This is a genomic window from Streptomyces sp. DvalAA-14 (assembly GCF_900091855.1).
Classification (GTDB): Bacteria; Actinomycetota; Actinomycetes; order Streptomycetales; family Streptomycetaceae; genus Actinacidiphila.
Window position 1 is genome coordinate 1 of record NZ_FMCH01000267.1, and the last position, 7087, is coordinate 7087.

Here is a 7087-nt window from a genome sequence, read left to right on the forward strand (position 1 = left end):
GCCGCGCTCGCCGCGCAGCAGCCGGCCGAACAGCGCCAGCGCCGCCCCGGGCCCCCAGTCCGGCACCGTGCCTCGGAAGGTGCGGCGGATGACGAAATTGGCGCCCTCGCCGCGGCCGATCTCGTCCTCGACGACCCGCCGCACGATGGCGGCGTAGTCCTCGTCCGCCACGTCGAAGGCGCCGCCCTCGACCCGCACCTCCCGCCCGGGCAGGGCCGCCAGCAGGCCGGCGAGCAGGAGTTCGTACGCCTCCCGCGGCCGCAGCACGGTCAGCGGGGTGCCGTCGTCGCGGACGTCGAAGCCGCGCTCGTGGATCTGCCGGTAGGGGACCAGTGCGAGCGCGTCGGTGACCGGGGCGCCGGGCGCGCCGGCGGGCAGCGCGATACCGGTGAGCAGCCCGGCCTCCTCGATCGGGCCGAGCAGCACCTCGACGATGCCCTCCGGGTGGCCGGGAGTACGGCGGTGCAGCAGGGCGAACGGCCCGCAGTCGGGGGCGAGCAGGCGCTGGACGAGTTGAGCGGGGGTCGGAGCCACGGCGGTTTCCTTCCAGGGGATCTCACGGGGGATGTCCCTGGGGCGGCCGGGCCGGGAAACGCCGAAGGCCGCCCCTGAGGGGCGGCCTTCGCGAAGTGGTCGTTCGCGCGATGGGTCAGTGGGCCGCCCGGAAAGCGGTCCACCACCAGTCCTGACGGAGCGTCTGGCGCATCGGCGCGGTCATGCGGCCGACCTTACCGTACCGGGAGCCGAGCGGCGCCCGCGCCGGGCGTCACAGGAGCATCCCGTAGATGTTCCAGCCCGCCGCGACCTGCACCTTGGCGGCGAACGGGGCGGTGGCGCTGCCGGTGCCCTTGAACAGCCACATCTTGCCCGCGCTGTCCCGGGTCAGCATGTCCGCCTTGCCGTCGCCGCTCAGGTCGCCGGCGCCGACGATCGCCTTCCAGGCCGATCCGCTGCCGAGCTTGACGCGCGCCGCGAACGGGGTGGTGGCGCTGCCGGTGCCCTTGAACAGCCACAGGGTGCCGCCGGTGTCACGGGCGATCATGTCCGCCTTGCCGTCGCCGGTGACGTCGGCGAGGCCGGAGAGCAGGTTGTAGCTGTTCCAGCCGGTGCCGATCGAGACCCGGGCCGAGAACACCGCGGCGGTGCCGGTCCCCTTGAACAGCCACAAGGTGCCCTTGCTGTCGCGCGCGACCAGGTCCGCCTTGCCGTCGCCGGTGACGTCGCCGACCCCGGTGATCAGGGAGTACCCGCTCCAGCCGGTGCCGACCTTGACGCGCGACTTCAGCGGGGCGTTGATGTTGCCGGTGCCCTGGTTGTACCAGAGGGTGCCCGAGGAGTCCCTGGCCACCACGTCACCGGTGCCGTCCGCGCGCGGCGGGGACAGCGCGGTGGCCGCGTTGTACATCGTCCAGCCCTTGCCGACCTGGTACTTGGCCAGGAACGGGCTCGCGCCGTTGCTGGAGCCCTGGTACTGCCACAGCGTGCCGGCCGCGTCGCGCGCCAGCACGTCGTAGCGGGTGGCGCCGGCCAGCGGCGGCTTCGAGCTGATCTGCGCGACATCGGTGGTCTTGACGTAGGCGATCCGGTGGTCGAAGCGGATCGGGAAGAACTGGTTGCTGCCGGTCACCCGGGTGTGGTCGCCCGGCGCGCTGTTGTCGTAGTTCTCCGCGTAGAAGAAGTCACCGGTCACCGCGGGCCCGGCCGGGACGTAGGACTGCCCGGCCGCGATCGCGTACTTGGTCAGCGCCTTGTCGTTGTCGGCCTGCACCGGCACGTTCGTGCCCGTGTAGGCGGCGCTCTCCGGGTAGGCGCGCCCGTACACCGGGATGGTGGTGCGCCCGGCGGCCGGGGTGATCACGGTGGTGGCGGTGGTGCCGACCACGGAGGAGTACTGGCCGCCCGGGTTGTAGAACCAGCCCTTCTGGCCGCCGTACCAGATCGCCGTCCAGTCGCCCGACATCTGGGCGACGACGAAGCGCTCGCCGGCCACCGCCTTGTCACCCCAGTCGGGTCCCTCCGAGGTACCCGCGGTCCCGCCGTGCAGATACGGGTCGCCGAGGCGGGCGGAACTGAAGGACGTCGTGGTGTAGAGGTAGACGAAGTTCGTCGGATGCGCGGCCTGGGCCACCCCGCCGTAGGTGACGGCGGGCTGGTTCGAGGTGGTGTACGGCGGCACCACCCGGATCACCTGGCCGGCGCGCAGCGGTGCGCCGGCGCCGCTGGCGCCGTCCGGCGCCAGCACCAGGGTCATGTAGTGGTTCCAGTCCCAGTACGGTCCCGGGTCCCAGTGCATGCCGCCGACGTAGTCGTCCAGCGGACCGGGCACGTCGTCGTGGCCGATGATGTGCTCGCGGTCGCGCGGGATGTTGTACAGCGCGCTCAGGTAGCGGACCAGCTGCGCCGAGGACTCGTACTCCGGCTCGCTGTACCAGCTGCCGGACTTGATCGCGTAGCCCTCGTGCTCGATGCCGATCGAGTGCATGTTGACGGTCTTGTTGCCCGCGTGCCAGGCGGTGTCCTTGGTCGGGACCAGCTGGGTGACCAGGCCGTCGGAGGCACGGACGATGTAGTGCGAGCTGGCGTAGGCCGTCGGGTCCTGGAAGCTGCTGACGGCGCTGGCGTAGCTGCTCTCGGTGTCGTGGATGACGATCTGGTTGATCGTTTCTCCATCGGCGGGCCGGTTGGTGACGTCGTAGTTGCCGTAGTCGGCCTTGTCCGAGCTGTTCTGCTTGAACGCGGCCGGCACGAAGGTGCAGTGCAGCGAGGCCGGGCACTCGGGAGTGGGCGTCGTCGCCGCGGTGTCCGGCTTGACCGCCGGGCCGGTGGTGACGGTGGCGGCCAGCGGCGTCTTGCTGGTCTTCGCCGGGACCACGTCGGGCGAGGCGGGCAGCGCGACCTGCTGGCCGTCGTCGGTGGTCGCGCTCTGGCCGCTCTTGACCGTGTCGAACACCCGGTCCGCGAAGAGCTGGGCGCCCTGGGCGTCGGGGGACTGGCTGTAGCGGGCGACCGCCGCGTACCAGTGGCCCGGGTCGGCCGGCAGCGAGCCGACCGCGGTCTTCTCGTACTGGGCGAGCAGCGCCGCCGCGCCCCGGACGCTCTGCTTGCTGTCGCCGCGCACCTTGGAGGTGGACTGGCCGATCAGCTTGGCCGCCGCGTCCACCGTGTGCAGCCGGGGGTCGGAGGTGTCGACCGCGCCGACGCCCTTGAGCAGGCCGGCGTCCGGGTGGAACTTCTTGGTCCTGGCCGGGTCGCCGCTCTGGTTCAGCTCGTCGGTGACCTCGGCCTTGCTCGGTGCGGCGACATCACCGGGATCGACCTGGGTGAGGCCCATCACATTGAAGTTGCCGGTGGTGCTGGGCTTGCCGTCGTGCGAGTCCCACAGGGTCTGCCGGTACGACACCGCCATCAGGATGCTCTGCGGGACCTTGAACTCCTTCGCGGCGTCCGCGAAGTCGTCCTGCAGGGCGTGGGTGTCCGTACCGCCCGCGTCGGAACTCCCCGACGGCGAGGCTATGGCGATCGTCCCGTAGGTGGCCACTCCGGCCAGTACCGCCGCGGCGGCCCCGTACGCGATCAGCGATGTTCTTCTACGGTGTCTACTGCGTGGCAACGCGTGCCCCCCGGCTCGTCGGGCGCGCGCTCGCGCCCGTCACCTGGGCGGAAGTCTCCGGCGGCGACCGCCCTGAAGCGCTGACGCTAGCAGCCGTTGCGGTGGTTCCCTCGCGGGGCCGCCCGGTCCGCGGCGGAGCCTGTCCGTCCGGTTGCCGGGCGGCATGTCTCATCTTCTGGGCGAACGGAAAACCCGGGCCGGTGAACCCGTAATCTTGGGGCGTGACCGTGAACGCAGAACTCCCCACCGGTGGCAACACCTGGCAGTCTCTTCCCGCGGCGCAGCAGCCCGAGTGGCCCGACCCCGAGGCTCTGCGCGATGTGATCGCCGACCTCGTCTCGTATCCGCCGCTCGTGTTCGCCGGCGAGTGCGACCAGCTGCGCTCCCGGCTGGCGGCCGTGGCCGAGGGTGAGGCGTTCCTGCTCCAGGGCGGCGACTGCGCGGAGGCGTTCGACGCCGTCGGCGCCGACCAGATCCGCAACAAGCTCAAGACCTTGCTGCAGATGGGCGCGGTGCTCACCTATGCCGCGTCGGTGCCGGTGGTCAAGGTCGGGCGGATCGCCGGGCAGTACAGCAAGCCGCGCTCCAAGCCGACCGAGACGCGGGACGGCGTGACGCTGCCGACCTACCGCGGCGACTCGGTCAACGGCTTCGAGTTCACCCCCGAGGCCCGCATCCCGGACCCGGAGCGGCTCAAGCGGATGTACCACGCCTCCGCCTCCACCCTGAACCTGGTGCGGGCCTTCACCACCGGCGGCTACGCCGACCTGCGGCAGGTGCACGCCTGGAACCAGGACTTCGTCAAGTCCTCGCCGTCCGGGCAGCGTTACGAGGCACTGGCCCGCGAGATCGACAACGCGCTGAACTTCATGTCGGCCTGCGGCATCGACCCCGCCGAGTTCAAGACGGTGGAGTTCTACGCCTCCCACGAAGCGCTGCTGCTGGACTACGAGACGGCGCTGACCCGCACCGACTCACGGACCGGCAAGCTCTACGACGTCTCCGGGCACATGGTGTGGATCGGCGAGCGGACCCGGCAGCTGGACGGGGCGCACATCGAGTTCGCGTCCCGGATCAGCAACCCGATCGGTGTCAAGCTCGGCCCCGGTACCGCGCCGGAGGAGGCGCTCAGCTACATCGACCGCCTCGACCCGGACCGCGACCCCGGCCGGCTCACCTTCGTGGTCCGGATGGGCGCGGACAAGGTGCGCGACAAGCTGCCGACGCTGGTGGAGAAGGTCACCGCCTCCGGGGCACGGGTGGCCTGGGTCTGCGACCCGATGCACGGCAACACCTTCGAGGCGGCCTCCGGGCACAAGACCCGCCGCTTCGACGACGTGCTGGACGAGGTGAAGGGCTTCTTCGAGGTCCACCACGCCCTCGGCACCCACCCGGGCGGCATCCACGTCGAGCTGACCGGCGACGACGTGACCGAGTGCGTAGGGGGCGGCGACGAGATCTTCGTCGACGACCTGCACCAGCGCTACGAGACGGCCTGCGACCCGCGGCTCAACCGCAGCCAGTCGCTGGACCTGGCCTTCCTGGTGGCGGAGATGTACCGGGGGCAGTGAGCCGGGGCCGGCCGGGCTCGGGCCCGCCGGACGCGAAGGCAGGCGTTCCGGCGGCCCGGTCCTCCAGGCGGTCCTTCAGCTGCTCCTTCAGGCGGGCGCCGGTGGCGCGACGAGGGGCCCGGATCACACCGATCCGGGCCCCCTCCGCTTTCTTCCGCCCGGAGTGCCAGGTAAGGTAAGCCTGACCTCAGTTGCTCCGGGCTCGAAAACGGCGGTGAACCGCGTGTACATCTGCTCCTGCTTCGGCATCACCGAGCAACAGGTCCGGCAGCACGCCGACGACGGCCGCTGCACCCCCCGGCAGATCGCCTCCGCCTGCAAGGCCGGCACCGACTGCGGTTCCTGCGTCAAGCGCATCCAGGCCGTGCTGGGCCGGGGCGCGATGCGGACCGGCCCACTGCCCGCAGCCGTCTCGGCGTCCTCCGCGGCGGCCGTCTCCCCGGTGTCCGACGTGCGGGCGGCCTGAACGGCGGTCCGGCCCGTCAGTCCTGGCCGTCGCCGCTCGGCTGCTCGATCTGCTGCGCGATGTACAGCGGCTCACCCAGCTTCTCGATCAGGTCCAGCTGGGTGTCGAGGTAGTCGATGTGGTGCTCCTCGTCCGCCAGGATCGCCTCGAAGATGTTGGCGGAGGTGATGTCGCTCTTGGCCCGCATCAACTCCGCGCCCCGCCGCAGCCGGTCGATCGCCTCGACCTCCACCTGCTTGTCGGCCTGGAACATCTCGGTGACCGTCTGCCCGACCCGGACGTGGAACAGCCGCTGGTAGTTCGGCAGCCCCTCCAGCAGCAGGATCCGGTCGGTGATCAGCTCGGCGTGCCGCATCTCGTCGAACGATTCGGACCGGGTGTACTTCGCGAGCTTCAGCCAGCCGAAGTTCTCCTGCATCTTCGCGTGCAGAAAGTACTGGTTGATGGCGGTCAGCTCGGCGGTCAGCTGTTCGTTGAGGAATTCGAGGACCTCAGGATCGCCCTGCATGGCCACGCCGTCCTTCCCTCGGGGCTCGACTGTCGCCCGCATCCTCGCACCACGGCTCGGCGTGATCCAGTAAGCGCGGGCTTGCTCAGCGCACCCAGAGGGTAATGGTGGCGCCCTTCGGTGCCTGGTTGCCGCCGCCCGGCGACTGGCTGAAGACGGTGTCGCCGAAGAACAGGTTGATCACCCGGGTGTCGAAGCCGGCCGCCTTGAGGATGTCCTGCGCGTCGTCCGTGCTCTTGCCGGTGACATCCGGCACGTCGAAGGTCTGCTGGCCCTTGGAGACGGTGATCGTCACGGTGTCGCCCGCGCCAAAGGGGCCCGCCGGCGACAGCTTCGCCACCGTGTCCTTGTCCGCCTCGTCCGAGAACACCTCGTCCGGGGCGAGCGCCACCTTCAGCCCGGCGTCCTCCAACTGCTGCTGGGCGTCGGGCACCGGGTCACCGATCACGTCCGGGAGATCCACGGCGGCGCCGCGCGAGACGGTCAGGGCCACCGGGCTGTCCGGGGAGCGGTCGACGCCGCCGGCCGGATCGGTGGAGATCACCTGCCCCTGCGGCACGCTGTCGCTGAAGGACCTGGTCACGGTGCCCGGGACCAGCCCGGCCCCGGTGAGCTCCTGCCGGGCGGCCGCCAGTGAGCGGCCCTTGACCGTGGGCACCCGGACCCGCTGCGGGCCCTTGGACACGATCAAGGTCACGGTGCCGTTGTTGCGGACCCGGCCGCCCGGGCCCGGGTCGGTGCCGATCACGCTGCCGCGCGGCACGGTCAGCGAGAAGTCCTGCTTGACCGTGCTGTCCAGGCCGGCCGCGGAGAGCTTGTGCCGAGCGGTGTCCTGGGGCAGGGAGAGCACGGCGGGCACCGAGGTGAACTGGCCGTCGATCACGTACCAGACGCCCGCTCCGGCGCCGAGCAGGGCCAGCAGCACCAGCACG

The 7087-nt window shown here is 71.0% G+C and carries 5 protein-coding genes and 1 pseudogene; 2 read left to right on the top strand and 4 right to left on the bottom strand.

Annotated elements, in window-relative coordinates:
• Nucleotides 1-534, bottom strand: a pseudogene (locus GA0115240_RS13745) (phenazine-specific anthranilate synthase component I); the annotation flags it as partial.
• A 232-nt stretch (nt 535-766) separates the two neighbouring features.
• A complete protein-coding gene (locus GA0115240_RS13750; protein ID WP_237554856.1) occupies nt 767-3610 on the bottom strand; it encodes an N-acetylmuramoyl-L-alanine amidase in 2844 nt (947 codons plus the stop codon).
• Nucleotides 3611-3831: 221 nt separating this feature from the next.
• Between GA0115240_RS13750 and GA0115240_RS13755 the strand changes: the two genes are divergently transcribed.
• A complete protein-coding gene (locus tag GA0115240_RS13755) occupies nt 3832-5181 on the top strand; it encodes a class II 3-deoxy-7-phosphoheptulonate synthase (RefSeq protein ID WP_093736962.1) in 1350 nt (449 codons plus the stop codon).
• Between the two features lie 214 nt (nt 5182-5395).
• Nucleotides 5396-5647: a (2Fe-2S)-binding protein gene (locus GA0115240_RS13760; RefSeq protein WP_093736963.1), complete on the top strand. Its 252-nt coding sequence runs from the start codon at nt 5396-5398 to the stop codon at nt 5645-5647.
• Nucleotides 5648-5663: 16 nt separating this feature from the next.
• On the opposite strand, the gene bfr is transcribed toward GA0115240_RS13760, so the two are convergent.
• Nucleotides 5664-6155, bottom strand: a complete 492-nt coding sequence (bfr, locus tag GA0115240_RS13765; protein ID WP_093736964.1) for a bacterioferritin — start codon at nt 6153-6155, stop codon at nt 5664-5666.
• Between the two features lie 85 nt (nt 6156-6240).
• Nucleotides 6241-7087, bottom strand: an 847-nt coding sequence (locus GA0115240_RS13770; RefSeq protein ID WP_141708830.1) for a Stk1 family PASTA domain-containing Ser/Thr kinase, incomplete at its 5' end; no start/stop codon positions are given.